The 25,649-nt window shown below is 44.1% G+C and carries 23 protein-coding genes and 1 pseudogene; 21 read left to right on the forward strand and 3 right to left on the reverse strand.

Annotated features, from left to right (window positions below; all coding sequences use genetic code 11):
* The first annotated feature begins 1 nt into the window (after position 1).
* The 5 genes from prmA to dtd all read left to right on the forward strand — a co-directional run bounded on the left by prmA (position 2) and on the right by dtd (position 5,100).
* On the forward strand, positions 2-952 hold the full coding sequence (prmA, locus tag LDK34_RS05525; protein WP_178942446.1) for a 50S ribosomal protein L11 methyltransferase: 951 nt from the start codon (positions 2-4) through the stop codon (positions 950-952).
* Positions 952-1,719 (forward strand): RsmE family RNA methyltransferase, encoded by a 768-nt coding sequence (locus LDK34_RS05530; RefSeq protein ID WP_178942447.1) that lies wholly within the window; start codon positions 952-954, stop codon positions 1,717-1,719. The genes prmA and LDK34_RS05530 overlap by 1 nt, the downstream gene beginning before the upstream one ends.
* Complete coding sequence (locus LDK34_RS05535; RefSeq protein ID WP_178942448.1) at positions 1,719-2,213, forward strand: hypothetical protein; 495 nt, start codon at positions 1,719-1,721, stop codon at positions 2,211-2,213. The genes LDK34_RS05530 and LDK34_RS05535 overlap by 1 nt, the downstream gene beginning before the upstream one ends.
* Positions 2,214-2,372: 159 nt before the next feature.
* Positions 2,373-4,610, forward strand: a complete 2,238-nt coding sequence (locus LDK34_RS05540; protein WP_178942449.1) for a RelA/SpoT family protein — start codon at positions 2,373-2,375, stop codon at positions 4,608-4,610.
* A gap of 46 nt (positions 4,611-4,656) precedes the next feature.
* A complete protein-coding gene (dtd, locus tag LDK34_RS05545) occupies positions 4,657-5,100 on the forward strand; it encodes a D-aminoacyl-tRNA deacylase (protein ID WP_178942450.1) in 444 nt (147 codons plus the stop codon).
* Between the two features lie 141 nt (positions 5,101-5,241).
* Here dtd and LDK34_RS05550 read toward each other — a convergent pair whose 3' ends face one another.
* The gene (locus LDK34_RS05550) at positions 5,242-6,090 is read right to left on the reverse strand and encodes a fructosamine kinase family protein (RefSeq protein ID WP_178942451.1); all 849 of its coding nucleotides are present in this window, start codon (positions 6,088-6,090) and stop codon (positions 5,242-5,244) included.
* A gap of 49 nt (positions 6,091-6,139) precedes the next feature.
* Entirely contained in the window at positions 6,140-7,003 is an 864-nt protein-coding gene (locus tag LDK34_RS05555) for an N-acetylmuramoyl-L-alanine amidase family protein (RefSeq protein WP_236941548.1), read from the reverse strand.
* A 376-nt stretch (positions 7,004-7,379) separates the two neighbouring features.
* Between LDK34_RS05555 and hisS the strand changes: the two genes are divergently transcribed.
* From hisS to LDK34_RS05575, 4 genes are all read left to right on the forward strand, one after another.
* Entirely contained in the window at positions 7,380-8,672 is a 1,293-nt protein-coding gene (hisS, locus tag LDK34_RS05560; protein ID WP_178942453.1) for a histidine--tRNA ligase, read from the forward strand.
* A gap of 53 nt (positions 8,673-8,725) precedes the next feature.
* Positions 8,726-10,501, forward strand: coding sequence for an aspartate--tRNA ligase (aspS, locus tag LDK34_RS05565; RefSeq protein WP_178942454.1), 1,776 nt, complete (start codon positions 8,726-8,728; stop codon positions 10,499-10,501).
* Between the two features lie 740 nt (positions 10,502-11,241).
* Entirely contained in the window at positions 11,242-11,850 is a 609-nt protein-coding gene (locus LDK34_RS05570; RefSeq protein WP_236941560.1) for an NADPH-dependent FMN reductase, read from the forward strand.
* A 35-nt stretch (positions 11,851-11,885) separates the two neighbouring features.
* Positions 11,886-13,244, forward strand: coding sequence for an NAD(P)H-dependent oxidoreductase (locus tag LDK34_RS05575; protein WP_178942455.1), 1,359 nt, complete (start codon positions 11,886-11,888; stop codon positions 13,242-13,244).
* A gap of 143 nt (positions 13,245-13,387) precedes the next feature.
* Here the strand turns inward: LDK34_RS05575 and LDK34_RS05580 are convergent, their stop codons facing one another.
* A complete protein-coding gene (locus LDK34_RS05580; RefSeq protein WP_178942456.1) occupies positions 13,388-14,002 on the reverse strand; it encodes a hypothetical protein in 615 nt (204 codons plus the stop codon).
* 145 nt (positions 14,003-14,147) lie between these two features.
* On the opposite strand from LDK34_RS05580, the gene LDK34_RS05585 reads away from it, so the two are divergent.
* The 12 genes and pseudogenes from LDK34_RS05585 to LDK34_RS05640 all read left to right on the forward strand — a co-directional run bounded on the left by LDK34_RS05585 (position 14,148) and on the right by LDK34_RS05640 (position 25,579).
* Positions 14,148-15,023, forward strand: a complete 876-nt coding sequence (locus LDK34_RS05585) for a YitT family protein (protein ID WP_017261954.1) — start codon at positions 14,148-14,150, stop codon at positions 15,021-15,023.
* 33 nt (positions 15,024-15,056) lie between these two features.
* The gene (locus LDK34_RS05590; RefSeq protein WP_236941561.1) at positions 15,057-15,983 is read left to right on the forward strand and encodes a deoxyribonuclease IV; all 927 of its coding nucleotides are present in this window, start codon (positions 15,057-15,059) and stop codon (positions 15,981-15,983) included.
* A 130-nt stretch (positions 15,984-16,113) separates the two neighbouring features.
* Positions 16,114-16,302, forward strand: a complete 189-nt coding sequence (gene rpsU, locus LDK34_RS05595; protein ID WP_017261952.1) for a 30S ribosomal protein S21 — start codon at positions 16,114-16,116, stop codon at positions 16,300-16,302.
* 97 nt (positions 16,303-16,399) lie between these two features.
* Complete coding sequence (locus LDK34_RS05600) at positions 16,400-16,843, forward strand: GatB/YqeY domain-containing protein (RefSeq protein WP_161003129.1); 444 nt, start codon at positions 16,400-16,402, stop codon at positions 16,841-16,843.
* Between the two features lie 337 nt (positions 16,844-17,180).
* Positions 17,181-18,158 (forward strand): PhoH family protein, encoded by a 978-nt coding sequence (locus tag LDK34_RS05605; protein WP_161001241.1) that lies wholly within the window; start codon positions 17,181-17,183, stop codon positions 18,156-18,158.
* A 63-nt stretch (positions 18,159-18,221) separates the two neighbouring features.
* Entirely contained in the window at positions 18,222-18,704 is a 483-nt protein-coding gene (gene ybeY, locus LDK34_RS05610) for an rRNA maturation RNase YbeY (protein WP_178942457.1), read from the forward strand.
* Positions 18,688-19,086, forward strand: a complete 399-nt coding sequence (locus LDK34_RS05615) for a diacylglycerol kinase family protein (RefSeq protein WP_161001243.1) — start codon at positions 18,688-18,690, stop codon at positions 19,084-19,086. The genes ybeY and LDK34_RS05615 overlap by 17 nt, the downstream gene beginning before the upstream one ends.
* Positions 19,087-19,137: 51 nt before the next feature.
* Positions 19,138-20,079, forward strand: a complete 942-nt coding sequence (gene era, locus LDK34_RS05620) for a GTPase Era (RefSeq protein ID WP_161003130.1) — start codon at positions 19,138-19,140, stop codon at positions 20,077-20,079.
* A 216-nt stretch (positions 20,080-20,295) separates the two neighbouring features.
* A pseudogene (gene recO / locus LDK34_RS05625) lies at positions 20,296-21,060 on the forward strand (DNA repair protein RecO); the annotation flags it as partial.
* Positions 21,061-21,484: 424 nt separating this feature from the next.
* Positions 21,485-22,471 carry a glycine--tRNA ligase subunit alpha gene (gene glyQ, locus LDK34_RS05630; protein ID WP_178942459.1) on the forward strand — a complete coding sequence of 329 codons (987 nt, stop codon included), beginning with the start codon at positions 21,485-21,487 and terminating at the stop codon, positions 22,469-22,471.
* Positions 22,471-24,561, forward strand: a complete 2,091-nt coding sequence (glyS, locus tag LDK34_RS05635; protein ID WP_236941549.1) for a glycine--tRNA ligase subunit beta — start codon at positions 22,471-22,473, stop codon at positions 24,559-24,561. The genes glyQ and glyS overlap by 1 nt, the downstream gene beginning before the upstream one ends.
* A gap of 652 nt (positions 24,562-25,213) precedes the next feature.
* Positions 25,214-25,579, forward strand: coding sequence for a DUF488 domain-containing protein (locus LDK34_RS05640; RefSeq protein WP_178942461.1), 366 nt, complete (start codon positions 25,214-25,216; stop codon positions 25,577-25,579).
* The last annotated feature ends 70 nt before the right edge of the window (positions 25,580-25,649 follow it).

Genomic DNA, 25,649 nt, shown 5'->3' on the forward strand with positions numbered 1-25,649 from the left:
GGTGCAATGGACAGAAGTAAGCGTGACAACGACTAACGAAGCGGTAGAGGCTGTGAGTAACATTTTAATGGATGCTGGTGCATCTGGTACTAAAATTGATGACGCAGCGGATTTTGCTGCATTGCAACCAGAATTTCCTGGTGAACTACTGGATAAGCGAGATTTACCACATTTGATGCATGGTGCTGTGGTGACCGCTTATTATCCTGAGACCATTGAACTCTCATCGATCATTCCGATAATTGAACAACGGATTAACGAGCTGGATAATTTTGGCTTGGATGCCGGACCGGCAACCGTGTTGCAAAAACCAGTTGCAGAAGCCGACTGGGCTAACGTCTGGAAAAAATATTATCATCCAGTACGTGTTACTCGTTATTTGACGGTTGTTCCCAGTTGGGAGCATTATCAGCCGGCCGACAAAAACGAAAAAACGTTAATTCTAGATCCTGGCATGGCATTTGGTACTGGTACTCATCCAACGACGGCATTGATGTTACAGGCGTTGGAATTAACCATTCGTGGCGGTGAAACGGTACTGGACGTTGGTACAGGCTCTGGTGTGTTGTCTATTGCAGCAAAACAGCTTGGCGCTGGTGAAGTTTTTGCGTATGACGTTGATCAAATTGCTGTAGACTCGGCTAAAAGCAACTTGGATCTCAACCCAGTTGCTAAGGATGTCCATGTGAGTGCCAATGACCTGCTAAAGGGCGTTACACAAACAGCCGACATCATTGTTGCCAATATTTTAGCCGATATTATTGTGCCACTGATTCCGCAAACCTGGCCGTTGTTGCCAAAAGGCGGCCTGTTTTTAACTAGCGGCATTATTGCGGATAAATATCCGTTGGTCGTTGGCAAACTGAGGGAAGCTGGTTATCAAGTTGTCGAAACCTTGCGGCGTGGCGACTGGTATGGCATTATCGCTAAAAAGCCGGAGGCAGACGACTGATGCAACACTATTTTTTGCCGCATGACTGGCAACAAACAACAGAATTTCAGTTGGACGCGGCGACATACAAACATTTTGTTCAGGTACTGCGTGCCACAGAGGGCACTGAAGCTGAGTTTGTCACACCGTTACACGAATTATTGATTGCACAACTAGTTAAGTTGGATAGTGATCACCGAAGCGCGACGATGCATGTGGAACGCAAGCAAACTGTTGACGTGGAATTACCAGTACACGCCCGCATTATTTGTGGGGTGCCTAAGGGTGACAAAGCCGAATTAATTACGCAAAAGGCAACCGAATTGGGCGTTCACGAAATTGTTTTTGTACCTACACAATGGTCAGTCGCTTCATGGAAACAAAAGGCTGCTAAAAAGTTGTCACGATTACAGGTGATTGCGACTAATGCTGCTCAGCAATCACACCGTCTTGTGATTCCTCAATTGAAATACGCGAGTTCTTTGAAGGAAGCGGCAGCAATGCCCGCTGATTTTAATCTGGTAGCCTGGGAAGAGTCGGCCAAAAAGCAGGAGACCGGTCATTTAGTTCAGACGTTTGAAAAAATACGGATTGGTCAGACAATCAATGTCATTTTCGGACCGGAAGGTGGACTGACGGTTCAAGAAGTTGACGACCTGACCGCAAATGGTTACGTAGCCGCGGGATTGGGACCGCGAATTTTACGAACCGAAACGGCGCCGTTGTACTTTTTGAGTGCGCTATCTTATGCTGTTGAGCTGCAAAAAGATTCAGAAAATGTAAATTAATGAAAATTAATCGTGACGCTGTTCGGGAAATTGGCTATAATGTTCAACATAAATTAAAATTTGATGAAAAGCGTGGCGATTCAATGACAGGTCTGAGGGCACATAGTGGTTGGCAGTATTGGTTACTCGGTTTATTTTTTGGCGGTTTGTTACCATGGCTGGCTAATGCCAGTAGCATGACCGTTTACCATAAAGTAATGTGGGTGTTACTCGGTATTAATGGTGTATATGCGCTGGTAAGTGGCTGGCAAATTGGTCGGTCACAGCATGACAGTTGGCGTGTTTTGATTTTCCCACTGTTATTTGCGCTGTTCACATATTTCTTGAAAGACAATGCACATGAGTACGCCTATTACCTTGCAATTGGGTATGCGTGTGTTAGCTATTTTGTGAGTGGTTTCCACACGGGTTTTACCACTGACCACCGTTCGCTTTCGGCCCATGCGCATCAAGCGGAGACAGTTGCTGCCGGTAAATTAGCGGTTGGTCGTTAATGACTTAGATTATGTTGCTGCCAGTGTTAGGTGATTACCTAGGACTGGCATTTTTGCTATCAATGGCTTACTGTAAGCGGTAGATTTAAGCGTAGGCATTGTTTAATTTACCTTTTCGGGTAAAATTAGGACAACAATAAATGCATTTGGGGTGAAATAATGTCAAAAGAACATATTTGGACAGCTGATGAAGTTATGGCTCAGGTCAGTTCTTACATGAATACAGAGCACGTGGCCCAAGTGCGGGAAGCATATGAGTTTGCGGCTAAGGTTCACGCTGAACAAAAGCGTCAGTCGGGTGAGCCATATATTATGCATCCAATTCAAGTAGCGGCAATTTTAGCCGATCTGCGAATGGATCCAGAAACGGTCGAAGCCGGTTTTCTTCACGATGTGGTTGAGGATACGGTTGCAACACTTGATGACCTGCGTAATGAGTTTGGCAATGACGTTGCTGAAATCGTCGATGGCGTCACTAAAATCGGTAAGATTAAATATCGCTCCAACAAAGAACAATTAGCAGAAAATCACCGTAAATTACTACTAGCGATGTCGCATGATATTCGTGTCATCATTGTGAAGTTGGCGGATCGGTTACACAATATGCGGACTTTACAGCATCTGCGCCCAGATAAACAGCGCAGAATTGCGAATGAAACGCTGGAAATTTATGCACCACTAGCGGATCGGTTAGGGATCAGCACCATTAAGTGGGAACTCGAAGACTTAAGCCTGCGTTACCTCAATCCGGAACAATATTATCGGATTGTTCACTTGATGAATTCCAAACGGAATCAGCGAATTGAGATTATCAATGAAGCGATAGGCGAACTTAAAGATGCCATTAGCGACTTACACATCAAAACGGAAGTTTATGGTCGCCCAAAACACATTTACTCCGTTTACCGCAAGATGGTTGACAAGCATAAGCAGTTTGATCAGATTTATGATTTGTTGGCCATTCGGGTTATTGTTCAATCAATTCGTGATTGTTACGCGGTTTTAGGTGCAATTCACACGCACTGGACGCCGATGCCAGGACGGTTTAAAGATTACATTGCGATGCCTAAGGCAAACATGTACCAATCTCTTCACACGACCGTTATCGGTCCTGAAGGCAAGCCATTGGAAGTACAGATTCGGACGGAAGAAATGCATCGGGTGGCCGAATTTGGGGTTGCCGCGCATTGGGCTTATAAAGAAGGGCAAACAGATGAAGTTCAAGAAACCAGTAACGGCGATCGGCTAAATTGGTTTAAACAAATCATTGAACTACAGAACAACGCCACTAACGCTGATGACTTTATGGAAGGCGTGAAGGGTGACTTGTTCACAGATTCTGTTTACGCGTTCACACCTAAGGGTGATGTACTTGAATTGCCAAAGGGCGCCGGACCGTTAGACATGGCTTACATTATCCATACGCAAGTCGGTAATCATACGACTGGGGCAAAAGTCAACGGTAAGATTGTGCCGCTGGATTCTGAAATCAAAACAGGTGACATTGTTGATATCATGACGTCACAGAATTCCAGCGGTCCAAGTCGTGACTGGGTCAACCTAGTCCACACACGACGCGCACGTAATAAGATCAAACAATATTTCCGCAAAATGGATCGTGAAGAAAATATTGACGCTGGTCGCGACATGATTACACACGAATTGCGTGAGCTTAATTTTGATCCAAAAGAGATCATGACGGATGTCAAACTGGAGAATGTAGCAGAACGGATGCATTATCGTTCAGCGGATGATCTGTTATCTGCCATTGGTTTCGGGGATGCTGCACCGCGCGGCGTTGCTAATCGTTTGACTTCGGACGAGCGGGCTAAAATTGCTGCTGACAAACAAGCTGAGACGGAACGGGAAATTCTCACTGATAGCAGTGAAAAGAGCGAAGAAACGCAGGAAACCACTGCTAAGGCTGATGCCAAACAATCGTCCTCTGATGGGGTCATCATTGAAGGCGTTGACAATCTTCTTGTTCGCTTGAGCCACTGTTGTTCACCAATTCCGGGTGACGCGATTGTCGGTTACATCACGAAGGGTCGTGGCGTTTCTGTCCATAGAGCTGATTGCCCTAACGTTAAATCGGCAGAAGAACACGGCGAGCGAATTGTGGACGTTGAATGGGATGATCCGGAAAATAACCGGACTAACTACAACGCTGATATTGAAATCCGCGGTTATAACCGGAATGGTCTATTGAACGATGTTCTACGGATGATCAACAACACAACTAAGTTCTTGACCTCTGTGACCGGTAAAGTGGACCATAATAAGATGGTCGTCATTTCTGCGACCGTTGGTGTCCGCAATCTGGAGGTTCTTAACCATATTATGGACAACGTGAAAAACGTTCCAGATGTGTACGAAGTGCTTCGGGCAACACACTAATCGGATTTTGATTATTTCGTAGTCCGATTTTTGGAGGATATAGATAATGCGCGTTCTGTTGCAACGAGTAAGTCAGGCTAGGGTAGACATTAATCAGGTGACCGTTGGACAAATAAACCAAGGATTGTTATTACTGGTTGGCATTGCACCAACGGATACACAGGTTGAGGCGGATTACCTTGCTCACAAAATTTTAAATTGCCGTATTTTCAGTGATGAAGATGGCAAGATGAATTTAAACATTCAGGATGTTGCCGGGCAGATTTTGTCTGTTTCTCAGTTTACGTTGTATGCTGATTTAGCAAAGGGTAATCGACCAGGATTCTCTAATGCTGGTCAACCATCTATGGCAGAGCCATTATGGCGGTACTTTAACGAACAGCTTGCGGTGCAAGTGCCGGTTGAAACGGGTAAATTTGGTGCTGATATGCAGGTGAGTTTGGTTAACGACGGCCCCGTAACCTTGATGTATGAAAGAGATCATCAATAATAGTTTGAGACGATTAGCGGATTTACTGCGCTAATCGTTTTTTTTAGTTTAAGCCTGAGTATTTCAGGGCAAACAAAAACCGTGATGACATTTCTGCTCACGGCTAAATTGATTTAGTATAAATTTATTTATTTTGAACAATTAATAATTATCGAGTATCTGATCGACCGCACCTGCATAGGTGAGCCCAAATAAGTTTAGATGCACTAAAAGATAGTAAAGACGGTAGAATGGCAACCGTTGATCAAACCCCTTAGCAAAGGGGAAGACACTTTGATAGCCATTGTAGAAATCTTCGTTGAACCCGCCAAAGACAGTAGTGACACCAATATCAAATTCGCGGTCACCGTAGTAAACATCTGGGTCAATTAAGACGGCACCACCGTTGTCATCAAACATGAAGTTGCCTGACCAAAAATCTCCGTGTAATAAAGATGGTAGTGGTTGATAGTCAGAATATAAGTTCAGAAAGACTTGGCGTGCTTTTTGATAATGGGCTTCCCGACTTGGATTCCAATAATGATTGACCTTGGCTAAATCCACGACAGCGTCCAAACGTTGTGTCGTGAAAAAGGTACCCCAGTCTGCTTGCCATTGATTATGCTTAGGAATTTTGCCGATGAGAAAATCATGATCAAAACCATATTGCCGATTAGGGCTAACTCGCTGGTGAACTTTGGCCAGTGCTTCGCCAACCGCTCGTTGATTGCCTGCGGAGCCTTCGTTGATCCAACTAAGCAGGAGAAAAGCGTCACCGTCGATTTCTCCAGTCGCCAATACTTGTGGGACAGTCGCAGCTTGGCCTAATAGGGTCAAGCCATCAATTTCATGCTGGAAAAAGGCTTGGGGATGGTTAGGCTGAACTTTCAAAAATTGAGTGCCATCACTCGTGTCAAGACGATAGGCCTCGTTCACATCACCACCATGAACGGCGGTCACCTGATTGATCTGATGAACTGGTAGTTGCTCAAACCATGTCTTTTTTCTCATCTTACTCATCCTTTCTTAAATAGTGAAATGTGTCATTCATTTAAAAAAATTAATTAGCATCGCTGAAATAATCAGTGAGGCCCTTGGTGATAGAATGGGCGACCCGGTACGGATACGTGACACCGGAAATTGTCTTAAAGTCGTCCTGGTCATTGATGTAACCCATTTCTAGCAAAACGGCTGGTCGTTGGTTGTCACGAATTACTTCAAAGTTGCCGAATTCAATGCCCTTATTTGACATTGGGTAATGATTCATTTGGCTATTCAACGCCTTCGCCAGTTTCATTGAAATGTTTTTGTGATAATAATAGGTTGTTAATCCTGATGATTGGTTTTCTTCTGGTGATGAATCGAAGTGAATGCTGATGAAGGCGTCAGCTTTTACCTCGTTAGCAATGGCCGGCCGTGGCGCCAACCCGACATACTTGTCGCTGTTACGTGTCATAATGACATGAGCGCCGTGACGGCGTAGATCAGCTGCCACTTCTTGAGCAACCTTTAGCGTGTACGTTTTTTCCATATACTTTGACGACGTCGCATCTAATGTATGAAGTGCGCCAGAATCGTTACCCCCGTGGCCGGGATCAATCACAATGGTGGCTTCAGACAGGTTAGTGGCCTCTTTCAAATTGGTTCTGCGGTTAACGAGCCAACTTGCCACCCAGCCTGTATGACGGTCATCGTAGCGAACGTGGTACCACAGATTCTTTTCGCCAATCTTGACCAATCGAGAATTTAGTTTGGCCTTATGAACCGTTTTATAATTGACGTTTGGTCCAGAGCGCACATTCAATTGATTAATGCTCACCGTCACCGTTTCTTCATGCGTCAGCAATACGAGTAAGACACCGAGCGTTACTGTTACAGCAATTGTTAGCAGTAATTGGAACCATCGTTGTTTCAAAAATTTCATTATCTCAATCCTTGTACAATAAAGTACATCAATTATAGCAAACTCACGCCAGAAAGGCGGGAAAAAACGTGATTCGACTTGACAGAAGGGCAAAACTAAACTAAGTTTTAAACACGTAGAAATAATATTAAAACCGTTAATGAAAGATTACTAGCAACGGCGACCCACTCAGAGAGCAAGTGGTTGGTGAAAACTTGTCCGGTCAATGTTGTGAAGACACTTTTTAGGTGGATGAAAATCCCGTCGCAGCAGGACGTTACCATGAGAACTTATAAAGGTGGTACCGTGCGTAAAGCGCCCTTGATGATGAACATTCAGGGGCGTTTTTTTATGCTCTGATAAATGGTTTATATTAAATTGCACTGGAGGCAAACACATGAAATATCAACGACCAAAAGGCACGGCCGATATTTTACCGGGAATGTCGGAAAAATGGAGTTATGTAGAAGATACAGCACGACTATTATTTAACGATTATCAATTTCATGAAATTCGCACGCCAATGTTTGAAAACTTTGAGGTGTTTTCACGATCAGCTGGCGATACCAGTGATGTTGTCACAAAGGAAATGTATGACTTCCATGATAAGGGTGATCGCCACATTGCGTTGCGGCCAGAGGGAACGGCCGGCGTCGTTCGGGCCTACGTTGAAAATAAACTTTACGCACCCGAACAAGAAAAGCCATACAAAGTTTTCTACATGGGACCAATGTTCCGTTATGAACGTCCCCAAACTGGCCGTAGTCGGGAGTTCCATCAAATTGGGGTTGAATCATTTGGTAGCGATTCACCGGCAGTTGATGTTGAAATCATGGCAATGGCAATGGATTTCTTTAATCATCTCGGTTTGACGAATCTAAAACTGGCCGTGAACTCCTTGGGCGATAAAGAAACTCGCGAAGCGTATCATCAGGCACTAGTTGATTACCTTGAGCCTCATTTCAACGACCTCAGTGAAGATTCTCAGTCACGTTTGCACAAGAATCCGTTGCGAGTGCTTGATAGTAAAGATAAAAAAGATCAGGAAATCGTTGCTAATGCACCGTCGATTCTCGATTTCATGACACCGGATGCACAAAAGCATTTGGATACAGTTAAGGAAATGCTAGAAGCATTAAAAATTCCGTTTGAAATTGACCCAACGATGGTTCGCGGACTTGATTATTACAACCACACTATCTTTGAAATTGAAACGAATTCGCCTGCGCTCGGTCATGGTTGGATGACCATTTGTGGTGGTGGTCGTTATAACGGGTTAGTCGAGGAACTCGGCGGACCAGAAACACCCGGATTTGGTTTCGGCATCGGGATGGAACGGTTGTTGCTCTTATTGGACAATTTAGATGTTACGGCGCCGATCAGCAATCCGCTAAATGCTTACGTTGTTGGCATTGGTGAGGAAACTAATGTTGAAACGTTAAAGTTGGTTCAAGCAATTCGGCAGGCAGGCTTCAGCGCGGATCGTGATTACTTGAATCGCAAACCAAAGGCGCAGTTTAAAACCGCCGATCGCCGTCAAGCAGAATTCACCATTACGGTTGGTGCCCAGGAACTTGAAAACCAAACGGTTCATTTCAAGAGTATGAGAACGGGTGAAGAAACAACATTACCGATGGATGCCATTTATCAAGACTTCGCCAGCGTATACGATAAGTATTCGGAAGAATAGAGTGGTGCCGAAGTCCGGTAAGGTTCGAACAATCAGAAGGAGAGCGAGAGAATATGGAACGAACGCAATACGCAGGTTTAATTGACGAAAGTTATGAAGGCCAGCAGGTTACCCTGTTTGGCTGGGTTCAAAAACGACGTGATTTAGGTAAGCTGATTTTTATCGACTTACGTGACCGCGAAGGACTAGTTCAGTTAGTATTCAGTGCCGCAAACAGTGAATCCGCTTTGAATTTAGCGGAACAGATGCGTAGTGAATATGTCATTAAGGTCAGCGGGGTTGTTAAGGCTCGCAGTGCCAAAGAAGTTAACCCAGACATGAAGACTGGGAAAGTTGAAATCGAAGTTAGCGATGCAACTATCTTGAACAAATCCAAGGTGCCACCATTTGATATTGCGGATGGTGTTGAAGCTTCCGAAGATTTAAAGCTGAAGTATCGTTACCTAGATTTACGTCGGCCAGAAATGCAACGTGGTTTAATTTTGCGGAGTAAGATCACGCAAGCAGTTCACAGTTACTTTGATGAAAATGGTTTCATTGACATTGAAACGCCAGACTTAACAAAGTCAACGCCAGAAGGTGCACGTGACTATCTTGTGCCAAGCCGGATTTACCCTGGTCACTTTTACGCATTGCCACAGTCACCACAGTTGTTCAAACAGCTGTTGATGGGTGCCGGTTTTGACCGTTATTATCAATTAGCCCGTTGTTTCCGGGATGAAGACTTACGTGGTGACCGCCAACCTGAATTTACTCAGATTGATATGGAAACAAGCTTCATGAGCCAGCATGACATCATGGATATGACCGAAGGCTTAATTGCCCGCGTTATGAAGAACACGTTGAATTTAGACGTTAAGTTGCCATTCGACCGGATTACGTGGCAAGAATCCATGGACCGGTTTGGCACGGACCAGCCTGATTTACGGTTTGGTATGGAGTTAAAGGACATTTCTGACATCGTGAAGGACAGTTCTTTCAAGGTCTTCAGTGGTGCCGTTGAAAATGGCGGCCAGGTTAAGGGGATTGCGGTACCTGGTGGTGCAGATCATTATTCACGTAAGCAAATTGATGCCTTTACTGATTACATCAAACGTTTTGGTGCCAAAGGCTTGGCTTGGGCCAAAGTTGGCGCCGACGAATTCAGCGGTCCCGTTGCCAAGTTTGTTAATGACCAGTACAACGAAATCACGACTGCGATGGATGCTCATGAAGGCGACTTATTGCTGTTTGTCGCTGATCGTAGTAAGGTCGTTGCTGACAGCTTGTCATATTTGCGGGTAACGATTGCTAAAGAATTAGACATGATCGACCCTAAGAAGTTTGCTTTCCTTTGGATCATCGACTGGCCGTTGTTTGAATATGACGAAGGGGATCAACGTTGGGTACCAGCGCATCACCCATTCACCATGCCAAACGAAGGTGACGAGCACTTCTTAAATGAAGGTGAGAACCCTTACGAAGCGCATGCCCAAAGTTACGATATTATTTTGAATGGTTTGGAACTTGGTGGTGGTTCAATCCGTATCCACACACGTGAATTGCAAGAAAAGATGTTGAAGGCGCTAGGATTTACGCCTGAACGTGCCAATGCTCAGTTTGGTTTCTTACTAACCGCATTGGATTACGGTTTTCCACCGCATGGTGGTCTGGCTATCGGTCTTGACCGGTTTGCACGACTTTTGGCAGGCTCAGACAACATTCGTGAAGTCATTGCCTTCCCGAAGAACTCGAAAGCGACTGAACCAATGACTGAAGCCCCAAGTCCAGTTGCTGACAAACAATTGGAAGAATTGTATCTGAATGTGACTGAGAAAGACAAAGAGTAAACAATTTTGAGATCGTTGGCTGTTTGATACTGCCGGATGCCGCTTACGGTTGTCAACAGTGACACGCTTCAGCTAATTTGATTTATCGCAACTGGCAGTAGTAGTTTGCTCAACATTTGACTACGACGGGCCGTATAAAGCTGTTTGTATTTCGACATTTGGTTCATATTTCAAAAAAATTAGTGATGGCAGTTTACTGCTTTCACTAATTTTTTTATATCCAACACCACACATGACAAAGGTTCAGTTGCTGAGAAAGTTAAAGACAACAGAATTTCATTACTTTGATTAATAAGCATTCAGTTTCACAATGCTGAATCTTGTTGTGGTGGGCTACAGGTGTGTGATTTTCATGTCAAAAGGAGTGGAGCCAGTGAGAGACATAGTTTCGTGTCGACAACACTTATGGCCTGAATTTTGGCCATGTAGTGTTGTGGGACGACTTCTGAGATGCGAACTTCAGCTCAGAATCGAGGATGAAAACCGCGGGTTGAGCGGGTTGAATCCGGTCCTCATGAAACGGCGTCTCTCACTGGCGGAACGGCAGTTATTTTAAATTTAATTATTTAAACATCAACGTATTCAGCGAATTACAGGCATATCAACAATATTCGCGGATTTATTAATACCGGATTATGTTGCTTGATTGTGTGAAATTCTTTACAATAGTGATGGCAGTCGTCATGAACGATATTGCACAAATGACGATTAAGTTTACCGAAATAGAAGGGATCTTCAACATGAATAAATATATTGCTTTAGTTGGAACCAATTCGGATAAATCAACAAACCGTGAATTGCTCCAATTTATGAAGCGACACTATGCTGATCAGGCCGACATTGAAGTGGTAGAAATTAAAGGCTTACCCGTCTTTAATAAACCAGACAACATGAAAGTGCCTGATGCAGCCTTAGCCATCGCTGATAAGATTGATCAGTCAGATGGTGTCATTATCAGTACACCTGAATACGATCATTCTGTTCCAGCAGCTTTAATGAATGTACTTGAATGGTTATCTTACGGAATCCATCCGTTTGTGGACAAACCGGTGATGATTACCGGGTCTTCGTATGGTGCACTTGGTTCTTCAAGAGCCCAAGGACACTTGCGCATCATTTTGGACTCACCAGAATTGCGGGCACGCATTATGCCAAGTTCAGAATTCTTGTTGGATCATTCCTTGCAAGCGTTCGATGACGACGGAAATTTGTTAGACCAAGAAAAGTTGAGCAAACTTGATGGGTTGTTTGCCGATTTCCAAACATTTGTTGGTTTGGCCAAGCAGCTTAACCACGCAACAAGCATCAATCGCCAAGAAGCAAGCGACTATTCTTGGGACAAACAGTAACGTGACTCAAGCGAGTGATTAGGAGACGACAAATAATGAAACTTGTAGGAATTGCCGGTTCGGTAGCGGACCATTCTTATAACCGGATGTTGTTGAAGTTTATCGCAAACCACTTCAGCGACACGGTTGATTTAGAAATTTTAGATATTAATGATGTGCCAATGTTTAATCAAAGCGATGATCAAACGGACAGTGAACCAATTGCCTACCTAACCCGAAAAATCAGTCAGGCGGACGGAGTTATTATTGCGACACCAGAGCATAATCACACACTAACGGCTAGTTTAAAGAGTGTTATTGAATGGTTATCATTCAATGTTCACCCATTTTCAGACAAACCGGTGATGATTGTTGGTGCTTCTTACTATGACCAAGGTTCTTCGCGAGCTCAGTTGATGCTTCGCCAGATTTTGGAATCACCTGGTGTTAACGCCATTGTTATGCCCGGTAATGAATTTCTGCTGGCAGATGTTAAGCAAGCCTTTGATGAAAACGACAATTTGAAGGATGCCAACACCGTTAAGTTTCTTGGCAGTACGTTAGATAAGTTTGTTAAGTTTGTAAGGGTGATTAATATGTTAAACGAACCTCAGCCAACTAGCGCTGAAGATGAAGACTTAACTGCTTCTAGCAAGATTGATACGACTGTCGAAGGCGTTGATATGGGCGCTGATGACTGGGTGGAACAGGCAGCCAAAAAGGTCAATGCCGTCGACGGTGATACGTACGTTAAACTCGACCGTGGCCTTTTAACAGTTGATCAGCTGAACGCATTTTTAAACTCAATGCCGATTGAATTGACGTACGCAGACAGTAACAATCAGTTCATTTACTACAACCACATGCTGCCCGCCGATAAAATGTTGGCACCGCGGACACCAGCCCAGGCAGGCGATCCAATGTCAATGGTTCATCCAGCTCGTGCTGTTAAGCATGTTAAAGAAGTAATTCACATGTTGCGGACTGGTCAAAGAGACGAAATTAAGATGCCAGTCCCAGGTAATGGACCGGATAAATACATTTTGCATGCTTATCGTGCGATGCGCGACAGCGAGAATAAATATCTTGGGATTAATGAATACGTTGAAGATTTAATGCCAATGATCAAATGGTATTTGGCTAAGACCGGTCAGAAGTTAGTTGATGATCCAGATGCTGTAACCGGTGCATCAGCAGAAGCGGCTGACGCTTCGACAGGTGCCTCGTCAGCGGATGAACAGGCCGTTGCTCCGGCAACAGCCCCAGCAACGCCCGAAACTGATGCCAGCACTGGTGCATCCGAAGATGAGGAAGAACCAACGTCAGTAGCAAGTGCTGAACCAACATCAGCATCGACGGAAACAGCGGTTGATTCTGAGCCTGATGATGTCACTGGCGCTTCAGAAGACGAATAGTCTGTTTTCATTTAAGCTATTCCAATCCATTACACATTGATAAACGCTTTTATTAAACACAAATAAAAATACCGTTCATTCGTTGCTACAGATCAAAGATGATGTGTAGGCGAATGAGCGGTATTTTTGACGAGACATATTAATTAAGGTTGATAACTGACTGTTTTAAGGATGTCAACGGAACGTTGCTTGCCAGTTTTGGTCACTTCATGGCCACGTAATTGTTGTCCTTGCGTGCCGACTTTTGCGGTTACGGTTTTGGGTTGTGTTGACCAGCCTTTTGAGGTGATATGAACTTTGTAGGTAGCTGGGGTGAGCGGCTGATTATTATGAGTCAAAGCATTTGTTGACCACGCTTGGGATTTGACCGTTACATCATCGCCGACAATTGTATCCCCGCGGCTAATGGTGACGTGTAGCTTTGTTTGATCCGGCAAATTAGTTGATCCTTTTAGCTGTACGCGACCCTTGTTATCTACATTAAAGTGAAGTTTGGTACTAACATTAATAGCCGGTTTGCCCTTGCTTGTACTTAACCAAGTTTCGCCCACACCGGGATTTGAAGATGCAGGTGCCATACCAGCAATCGTCCAAACAACGATGCAAACAAGGCTTAAAACAATCGCCAGAATGGTTTTAGTTCGTTTTTGCCAAGGACCGAAACGGAACATCACGTAAATTCCGGCCGGAAAGAAAATAATGGTTAGCACAATCCCAAACCACGGTTCTTTATAAAATTGATTTGCTTGCGTATTCATGAATACCTCCGGGTTAGTCAATCGTTTAAGTATACCATCAAACACTTGTGGAAACGGTTTCTGCTAAAAAAAGCGGCGATAAAAAAAGCGCCAGCGTGATGGGTTTGTTATAATTGGGGCACATTAAGACAAAGGACATTATTTTATGAATGATTTGCAGCAATTAATTGAACGGCACCAGTATACGGGTCGGGTTGGCACGGCATTTATTTATTCGATCTGTGTCTCAATCGCCCTAAATTTCTTTTGGAATCCCGGTCATATCTATTCTTCAGGAATTACAGGAGCGGCCCAGCTGGTTCACACGTTATCGACACGTTATCTTGGCGTGGACCTTGGCATTGGCGAGCTACTGTTTTTGCTTAATATTCCACTGTTCATTTTGGCGTGGATCAAGATTAGTCATCGATTTACGATTTTTACAATCATTGCCGTCGGGATGTCAACAGTGATGATTCGGGTGCTGCACCCCGTGACCTTAACAACAGATCCGATTATTTGTGCGATTTTTGGTGGTGCCGTTAATGGCTTCGGTACCGGCTTAGCCTTGCGTTACGGAATCTCTACCGGTGGGTTGGATATTTTAGGCATTGTGATCCGTCGGGCAACAGGTCGTAAAATGGGGACCATTAACATGACCTTTAATGCCTTCATCATTGTTGCTGCCGGTTTTGTGTTTGGTTGGCCATACGCTTTTTATTCAGCAATTGGTATCTTCGTGAACGCGCGTGTTATGGATATGGTGTATACCCGTCAACAGCGGATGCAGGTGATGATTATTACGGATCGGCCCAAAACGGTCGTGGATTCGGTCCAACATCACATTCGTCGTGGCATTACCATTGTGCATGGCGCCGAGGGAGCTTACAAACACAATAAGAAATCGATTTTATTTACAGTTATCTCTGGCTATGAAGTTGGTGAGCTGCAGGAGGCCATCAACGAATCGGATCCCAATTCATTTGTGTCGCTGAGTAATATTGTCAGGATTCTGGGGAATTTTTATGAGCCAAGGCTGTAAAAATTAGATATTCAAGTTTGAAGGGAGAAAATGATGTTAGTCGGATCACACGTAAGCATGAGCGGTAAAAAAATGCTGTTGGGTTCTGCTGAAGAAGCAGCAAAATACGGTGCCAACACATTTATGATTTATACAGGGGCACCACAAAACACGCGTCGCAAGCCAATTGAGGAATTAAATATTGAAGCTGGCCACACGTTTATGGCGGCACACGATTTGGGTCACATTGTTGTCCATGCTCCCTATATTGTTAATCTTGGGAATACATTTAAGCCAGAAAGCTTTGCGTTTGCCGTTGATTTTCTCAGGGAAGAGGTCAAACGTGCGGACGCACTGGGAGCAGAACAGATTGTCTTGCATCCAGGTGCTCACGTAGGTGCAGGTCCGCAAGCTGCCATTCAATCAATTATTAAAGGCTTAAATGAGATTCTGACACCTGATCAGCATGCTCAGATTGCCATTGAAACCATGGCTGGCAAAGGTACCGAAGTTGGCATTACGTTTGATCAAATTGCTGAGATGATTGATGGCGTCACGCTAAATGATAAGCTGTCTGTCTGCTTTGACACTTGTCATACCAGCGATGCGGGCTATGATATTAAGGGTGATTTTGATGGTGTAATGAACGACTTTGATCAGATTATTGGTTTAGATCGATTAAAAGTTATTCACTTAAATGACTCGAAAAATCCTCAAGGGGCGCACAAGGATCGCCATACCAACTTAGGATATGGTACGATTGGTTTCGATCGTTTGAATCAAATTGCCCACGATGAACGATTTGTTAACGTGCCAAAAATTATGGAGACGCCATACGTTGCCGTGGATCCTGAGAATAAGCCAAAGGATAAACGGGCACCATATGGCTACGAAATTGCCGAATTAAAAGCTGGCAAATTTAATGATCATCTTGTTAGTGACATTACACATGACCGTCCTTACGATGAATTTTTAAATTAATCGCATTTTTCTGAAATAAATCGGCTCGAATAATTGACGAAGGTCAAAGGTTTCTGTATACTTCTTTAAGGACAGTTAAGTGCAGAACGTACAAAACCGTTACTAAACGCTCGAAGGGAGGGGATTTCAAATGGCAAAGACAGTTGTTCGCAAGAACGAATCCTTAGATGATGCTCTCCGGCGTTTCAAACGGACCGTTTCGAAGAACGGGACCCTTCAAGAATACCGCAAACGGGAATTCTATGAAAAGCCAAGTGTTAAGCGTAAGCTTAAGTCAGAGGCTGCGCGTAAGCGTAAGAACAAGAAGAGTCGTTTCTAATTGTGAAAGTGAACGTCAGCTTAGGCTGGCGTTTTTTTCTGTCCAAGAAGCGGTATACTACACTCAGTGACTGAATAATTTGGAGGTATGAGGAATTATGGATTTGTTATCTCAATTGAATGAAGATTTGAAGACGGCCATGAAGGCACGCAACAAATTAGAATTAAACGTTATCCGTTCATTGAAGACGGGTGTTATGAACGAAAAGATTGAACTGGGTCACGATTTAACGCCAGACGAAGAAGTCGCAGTGGTTTCTCGTGGGTTAAAGCAGCGTAAGGAATCATTGACCGAATTTGAAAAGGCGGATCGTCAAGACTTGGCAGACGATACCAAAGCAGAGATTGCGATTGTTGAAAAATACATGCCCGCTCAAATGAGTGAAGATGAAATCAACAATGTTGTCAAAGAAACGGCGCAACAAGTTGGCGCAACAAGCAAGGCTGACTTTGGTAAGCTGATGGGTGCTGTGATGCCTAAAGTTAAGGGTAAGGCAGACGGTAAGTTGGTTAACCAGGCAGTTAAAAACCTGTTAAGTTAATTTCGTTTGTGCCCAGGTTACTGAACAAAGTTTATTGAAATGAGCAATTAATGGAATCCTTATTCTCATATTTGGGAATGAGGATTTTTTGGTTGTTTGGTCAAAAAGGGTGTTGTAATAACACTAGCCACAAGCATTACAGAATGTTTGTGCTGGTGGTCGATTATGATAAAATAGACATTGTACAGCGTTATCTAATTATGATCTAAAGATTTCAATGTGGTCATCTGCGATTTAACAATTAAACGATGATCATGGTTGACAGTATGGCGTAGTGAGCCAGTCTTTAGACATAAATCAAAAATAAAGTAAGGAACAGCAAAGGAGCGAAACATCTTTGGCAGAAAACCAGTTTGCATTTGAACGACAGTTCCGTTTGTCCACACCGGATTTAGAAGCTGGCCTAGTTGGCGCTAATGACGCCAATTTACGCTTGCTGGAGGAAGGCCTGAATGTTAATATTCACGCCTTTGGCGATACAATTACTGTATCCGGGGATGAAGAACAGTCCGTGGATCGCACAATTAAAATTATTGATAACCTGGTTCAGTTAATTAAAAGTGGCATTACGTTAAACAGTACCGATGTCGTGTCGGCCATGAAAATGGCAGAACGTGGTACATTGGAGTATTTTCAGGACTTGTACAAACAAACCTTGATTAAGGATGATCATGGACGGGCAATTCGGGTCAAAAACTATGGTCAACGGCAGTACGTTCAATCGATTAGCCATAACGACATTACGTTTGGTATTGGCCCAGCTGGGACGGGGAAAACTTTCTTGGCAGTGGTAATGGCCGTCGCCGCTCTGAAACGGGGGGATGTTGAAAAAATCATCCTAACGCGGCCCGCTGTTGAAGCCGGTGAAAGCCTTGGCTTTTTGCCTGGCGATTTAAAGGAAAAAGTTGATCCATATTTGCGCCCAATTTATGACGCACTTTATCAAATTCTTGGTTCAGAACATACACAACGTTTGTTAGACCGAGAAGTGATTGAAATTGCGCCGCTTGCTTATATGCGTGGTCGTACTTTAGATGCAGCGTTTGTCATTTTGGATGAGGCTCAAAATACGACTAATGCGCAGATGAAGATGTTCTTGACTCGTCTAGGGTTTGGCTCAAAGATGATTGTGAACGGGGACATTTCCCAAATTGACCTACCACGTGGGAAACATTCGGGACTGGTTGACGCTCAGAATTTGTTGCAAAACATTAACCACATTGGTTTTGTTTCGTTTAATGCAGATGATGTGGTTCGTCACCCAGTCGTTGCCAGCATCATTAACGCCTATGAAAACCAACCCACACAGGACTAAACTAATAATGTGTTAATCTACAGATACGGTCAGATAATCAAATTAACGGAGTGAAGAATAAACATGGATCTTGAGATAGTTGATCAAACGGAACAAGGCGTGCCTGAAGAACGCGTCACAATGGTTCGCGAAATCCTTGAATTTGCCGGGAAGACAATTAAATTACCAGAGAATACGGAAATGTCCTTAACATTCATGAACAATGAAGGAATTCGAAAGTTGAATCGCGACTATCGTGGTGTTGATAAAGCAACGGACGTGATTAGTTTTGCCATTGAAGAGGATCCAGACGACGAAGATGAGATTGTCATGGACGATGAGCTACGTCAGGAAATTCCGATGAATATTGGGGACATTATGATCTCCGTTGACAAAGTTGCTGACCAGGCGGAATACCTTGGGCACTCTTATGATCGCGAATTAGGTTTCTTAGCGGTTCATGGGTTTCTGCATTTAAACGGATACGATCACATGGAACCAGCTGATGAAAAAGTGATGTTTGATTTACAACGAAAGATCTTGGACGATTATGGCCTCACCAGATAAGCAACAAACAGAGAAGAATCATCATTTTATTCAGGCGTTTCATCACGCCATGGATGGGATTATTGGAACTATCCATAATGAACCTAACATGCGCTATCACCTTATTTTCGCGTTGGCGGCGCTATTGTGTGGTTTAATTTTGCAAATCACTCGAATGGACTGGCTATGGATTACATTGGCCATTTTCACCGTTATTCTGGCAGAATTTGCGAACACCATCGCTGAATCTCTGAGTGATTTAATCACGCATGGTCAGTTTGATCCGCTAGCTAAACAGGTTAAGGACGTTGCTGCTGGTGCGGTGGTGGTTGCCGCCTTGTTTGCAGTGATCACGGGCTTGCTCGTTTTTGGTCCGCGAATCTGGAGTTTGATTTTGAATTAAAAAACATGATGACGACACTAAAATGATCATCATGGTTAAGGAGAGCACTAAATGACGCAAGAACAACAAGCATTCCATTCCGGTTTTGTGGCGATTGTTGGACGACCAAATGTCGGCAAATCCACTTTTTTGAATCGTGTAATTGGTCAAAAAGTTGCGATTATGAGTAACGTAGCTCAGACCACCCGAAACAAGATACAGGGCATATACACGACGAATAGTGAACAGATTGTCTTTATTGATACGCCGGGCATTTTCAAACCATCGAGTAAGCTAGATGAATTTATGGTCAATTCGGCCATATCGACATTGAACGAGGTTGACGCTGTTTTGTTCATGGTTAATGCACAAGAAACACGTGGCGCGGGCGATAATTACATTATTGACCGATTAAAGGATATCCATAAGCCTGTTTACTTAGTGATTAACAAAATCGACCAGATTCATCCGGATAAATTGCTGAGCGTTTTAGAGCAGTATAAGGACGCCCTTTCATGGAAAGAGGTCTATCCAATTTCTGCTTTGCAAGGCAATAACGTGGATGAATTCTTGGGTCAGCTTTCCAAAGACTTACCAGAAGGACCGCAATACTATCCTGAGGACCAAATAACGGACCATCCGGAACGATTTGTTGTAGCAGAACTTGTTCGTGAGAAAGTTTTGCAATTGACTCGTGATGAAGTGCCGCACTCTGTGGCGGTAGAAGTTGAATCGATGAAACGTGAGTCACGTCCGGGAAAACGGGCCGATGGTCAGCCCAATGAACTGGTCCATATTGCAGCAACGATTATTGTTGATCGAACCTCACAAAAGGGCATTATTATTGGTAAAGGCGGCAAGATGTTGAAAGAAATCGGCTCGCGTGCGCGTGCTGATATCGAGCCACTGCTTGGCGATCGCGTCTATTTGGAATTATGGGTCAAGGTGGTTCAACACTGGCGGGACAAACCTTCCGCGCTAAGGGAATACGGTTATAAATCACAAGACTATTAGTGCATGTTTGAGTAGTAAGGCTGTGTTCTGTTCCAAAGGCTAATGACGACAAGGCACCTCATTCCCAGACTCGGGAATAGGGTGCTTTTGTATTATTGCTCAAACGAGTCTTTGTCGCCGGTCCATTCTGTGTTATTTTTCACTTTTACTTTCGAGTCATTTGGGGCACTAACATTGGCGACAACTGTACTTATTTTATGAGTTAGGAGGCGCAATGTGGCAACTTATCAGAACACGCAATTTCAAGGAATTGTGATGTATGCAAACGATTATCGAGAACGCGACCAATTGATTAAGATTTTTACCGGTGAGTATGGTAAGAAAATGTTCTTTATTAAAAATGGTAAACGCCGTGGCATGCGTCTCCATAGTGCTCTTTTGCCCTTTACGGTTGGGACGTATGTCGGCAATGTAAATGATCAAGGACTTAGTTTCATTAATGCGGCTAAAGAAACTGCGCAATTACAGCAGATTCGCGCTGACATCAATAAAAATGCGTATGCAACATATATTTTGGGACTGGTTGATGCAGCCTTTCGGGATGGTCAAATAGTGCCAGATTGGTTTATGAAGACTAAGAACGCGTTGACCCTTATTGATGACGGACTTGATGAACAAATCATAACTAATATTATTGAAATTCAATTGTTGCGGGCCTTCGGGGTTGCTCCTGAATTGCAACGATGTGCTGTTTGTGGTCGGACAGACTTGCCGTTTGACTACTCTGAAAAGTTTGGTGGGTTAATTTGTGCCAATCATTTTGACCAAGATAGTCATCGTCTACATTTGGATGCACGGACAATCTTTTATCTACGCCAATTTTCTGTTATCGATTTGGCCAAAATCACCACGATTAATGTATCACCAAGAACGAAGCGTGGATTGCGGCGAGTACTGGATTTAATTTACGAGAACAGCGTTGGGATTCATTTGCGTTCCAAACGATTTATTGACCAAATGGCGACGTGGGAAGATCAGTTAGCAGCTCGTGGTCAGCAGTTGAAACAGCGTCACCAGGCGGCGTTAAAGACTGATGACAAAAAGTCCGATCTGAGTACGAGTCAGGGTGTAAATGACGACATGTTAACGAGCTCTGATGAGCCAGAGCAACATACAGATTCTGAACAGCATTGACAATTTCTGGCATAATGCCTATGATTATGAGGTTGAACAAGTAAATAAACGTTAACAGCGATCGAAAAGGGTTATCGTGGTCATGGTCAGCGAACTGGGGATAGTGAAAGCTCAGTCATGGTTGCGATAGATTGGCATTTCGGGAGTTAACACCAACTAAGCTGCCTGATTTAATTCAGGAAGTAGGGTGGAACCGCGTAATTAATTCACGTCCCTACATCGACACATTTTGTGCTGATGTAGGGACGTTTTATTTTGAAGGGAGATCGTCATGGAAATTAAAAAAGATGAAAAACTTTCCGTGCAACAAATTATTTTGACCCTGCAGCAATATTGGGCTGCGCAAGGCTGCATGTTGATGCAAGCCTATGATACTGAAAAAGGGGCTGGTACGATGAGTCCTTACACATTTTTGCGGGCGATTGGACCAGAACCATGGAACGCCGCTTATGTGGAACCAAGTCGCCGACCAGCAGATGGTCGGTATGGTGAAAACCCTAACCGTTTGTACCAACATCATCAATTTCAAGTATTGATGAAACCAGCTCCCGAGAACATGCAAGAACTGTATTTGAACAGTTTGCGTGAACTTGGCATTGATCCCCTTGAACATGATATTCGCTTTGTTGAAGATAACTGGGAGAACCCGTCCATGGGTTGTGCCGGTGTTGGTTGGGAAGTTTGGCTTGATGGTATGGAAATCACCCAGTTTACGTATTTTCAAATCGTCGGTGGTCAGGAAATGAATCCGGTAGCCGCTGAAGTAACGTATGGTTTGGAACGACTTTCCTCGTATATTCAAGATGTCAACTCCGTGTTCGATTTGGAGTGGAGCGATGGCGTACTGTATGGTGACATTTTTAAAGAACCAGAGTACGAGCACAGTAAGTATTCCTTTGAAGAAAGCAACCAAGACATGCTCTTACACATGTTTGACGATTTCGAACGTGAAGCAAAAGCTAACCTGAGTAAGGGCCTTGTTCACCCAGCGTACGATTATATTTTGAAATGTTCACACACCTTCAATCTACTAGATGCCCGCGGCGCAGTTTCCGTAACTGAACGGGCCGGCTATCTAAGTCGTATTCGGAAGATGGCTCACAGCGTTGCCGTAGCCTTTATCAATGCACGTGCCAAACGTGGTTTTCCATTGATTAAAGACGACAAAGAGCGCGAGGCGGTCCTTGCTGATTGGCGGAAAAAGGAAGAAAAGAAAGCTGCTCGGGCGGCTAAGAAGAACGCAAAGGAGGCCAAATAATGGCACATCAATTTTTACTTGAAATTGGGTTGGAGGAAATTCCTGCTCACGTGGTGACACCAAGTATTGATCAATTGGTTGAACGCACAAAAAACTATTTGGCCGAACAACGGATAACGTTTGACAGCATCAAACCATTTTCCACACCACGGCGGTTAGCGTTACTGATTTCTGGTCTAGCTGATAAGCAACCAGATGTTGAAGAAGAAGTTAAGGGCCCGGCTAAACGGATTGCGCAGGATAAAGATGGCAACTGGACAAAAGCGGCTCAAGGTTTTGCTCGCGGGCAAGGTGCTAGTGTTGATGACATTATCTTTAAAGAATTAAAGGGTGAACAGTACGTTTATGTGCAAAAGCACGAAACTGGGCAAACTGTGAGTGAGGTTTTGACTGGCATGAAGGATGTCACCATGGCGATGACGTTCCCAACCATGATGAAGTGGGGCAGCTACAAGTTTCAATACATTCGCCCAATTCGTTGGTTGATTGCATTGCTGGACGATGAGGTTTTGCCATTCAGTATTCTCGACATCAGCACAGGTCGAACTAGTCAAGGTCATCGTTTCCTTGGACACGAAGTGGAAATTGCACGGCCGGCAGATTATGAAGAAGCCCTGACAAGTCAGTTTGTTATCGCAGACGCCGCCAAACGTAAGACTAAAATTCGTCAACAAATTCAAGCACTTGCGACGGAACACAACTGGACGATTGATATTGATGAGGACTTACTGGAAGAAGTTAACAACCTAGTTGAATGGCCAACGGCGTTTGCTGGTCACTTTGATGCTAAATACCTCACAATCCCGGATGAGGTTTTGATTACTTCAATGAAGGATCATCAACGTTTCTTCTACGTGCGTGACGAGAATGGCAAGTTGTTGCCAAACTTTGTTTCGGTGCGTAACGGGAATGATCAGCACTTGGACAACGTGATTGCTGGGAATGAAAAAGTGCTAACTGCCCGTTTGGAAGATGCGATGTTCTTCTATGAGGAAGATCAAAAGCATGACATCGACTTTTATGTGAATAAGCTGAAGTCGGTTAGTTTCCACGACAAGATTGGTTCCATGACTGAACACATGAAGCGGACTGGCATTATTGCTAATTTGATTGGCCAACGTGTTGGCCTTAGTGAAACCGAGTTAGCAGATCTACAGCGAGCAAGTGAGATTTACAAGTTTGACTTGGTAACTGGCATGGTAGGCGAATTTGCCGAGTTGCAGGGCGTTATGGGCGAAAAGTATGCCTTACTGTTTGGCGAGAAACCGGCAGTTGCACAAGCTATTCGTGAACACTACATGCCTGTTTCAGCTGATGGTAGTTTGCCACAATCTAACGTTGGCGCAGCTTTGGCGATTGCAGACAAGTACGATAGTATCACTGCGTTCTTTGTAGCCGACATGATCCCTAATGGTTCTAACGACCCGTATGCTTTACGGCGTCAGGCGTTTGGTATTGTACGGATCCTGCGCGATCGGAAATGGCACTTGCCGTTGTTGAAGATGGGGCAAGACTTTGAAATTGCGCTGTCCAATAAGCACGTTGAATTCAATCCAGAGCTAACCGCTAACTTAGCTTCTAGCCGCAAACGGATTCAAGAATTCATGAACGACCGGGTCCGTCAATGGTTTGCTGGCCAGCATGTTCGTCATGATATTGTGGATGCTGTCACGAGCGCTGACACCACAGATGTTGTGAACATGTTGGATGATGCGGCCGCATTAGTGGCCCATGTGGATGATAGCAATTTCAAGGATGCCATTGAAGCATTAACGCGGGTTGCCCGATTAACGAAACAAGATCTGTTGGACGCACCATCGCTGCCAGTTGATCCTAAATTGTTTGAAAACGATGCAGAACAAAAACTGTATGACGGTGTTAATGATGTTAAGGCTCATTTCGATGACCGGACGCCAGAGCAAAACTACCAGGCATTGGCTGATTTGCAACCAGTTATCGATGCTTACTTTGAAGCCAATATGGTTATGGATGATAACGAAGCCATTCGGCGTAACCGTTTGAATCAACTCGCGCAACTCACGAAACTTACCATTCACCTTGGTGATCTTAAGCAATTGATCGTTAAATAGTTGGTTGGCACCTTACGCTTCCGGTTGTCCACATTGATACGCTCGCCGTGGGACCGGTTCGAGTCTCCTGAAAACCGGAGTCTTTCACCTCGCCGCCAAGCCTCGTGAAACCCCGAGTCTCGGCGACCGTCCGTGATGTAAATTCGAGAGAACCATTCGAATTAACATCACTTTCACGGCTCGGTATCAATGTTGACGCCCTCAAGCTCACATAATGAGCGACAGGATGCTGGCAAAGCACACCTGTGGCACTCATGGATAGCTTTAACCACTTGAATGGAAAGAGTGAAGGCGAGCAGAGACAGAGTTTCCGTGTCGGCAACACTAAATGGGGTGGGTTTACCCATTTAGTGTTGCAGGATGACTTATGAGACGTGGGCTTCGGCTCATAATCAAGGTTGAAAACCGTGTTTTGTGCGGGTTGAGACCGGTCCCACGGAAACGACGTCTCTGGTCGACGTAACGACATTCAGCACATTGACTTATGGTGATGAAATAGAGTTAACTGTTGTTGATAATTTGAATAGTAGTTGATTGAACCGGGAAGAAAAAATTGTCCTGTCAATCAGCTGCTATTTTTATTTAGTACTATACTAAACGTGAGAAATATTTAATTTGAAACCGTTAGATTGCGGTTTGGGAGTGGTAAGCAATGGCATTACAGCTGAAACGAATTTACGAAGCACCAGCTGCCAGCGATGGGCAACGAATCTTTGTCGATCGGTTGTGGGCACGTGGCATCAGTAAGGAACGGGCGGCATTAACCGACTGGGACAAGGAGATTGCGCCATCCGCAGAATTGCGAAAACAGTTTGGTCATGATCCTGAAAAGTTTCCGGCTTTTAAACGTGAATATGAACGGGAACTTGCAACTAATGAGATGACGAATGCCTTTATTGAAAAGATTCGGGCAGGATTAGCAGCGGGTAACGTGACGCTGTTGTTTGGTGCTAAGGATGAGGAGCATAATAATGCAGTCGTGCTCAAGGAATTCATTGAAGCGCGCTTGACAAAATAATTTAATAACTGGGCACTAAAATACACGAATTCAAATACTGTACATTGCTGTCAAAGCGTGTATAATACTC

Origin of the sequence: Furfurilactobacillus milii (genome assembly GCF_021654115.1) — a bacterium.
Lineage (GTDB): Bacteria > Bacillota > Bacilli > Lactobacillales > Lactobacillaceae > Furfurilactobacillus > Furfurilactobacillus milii.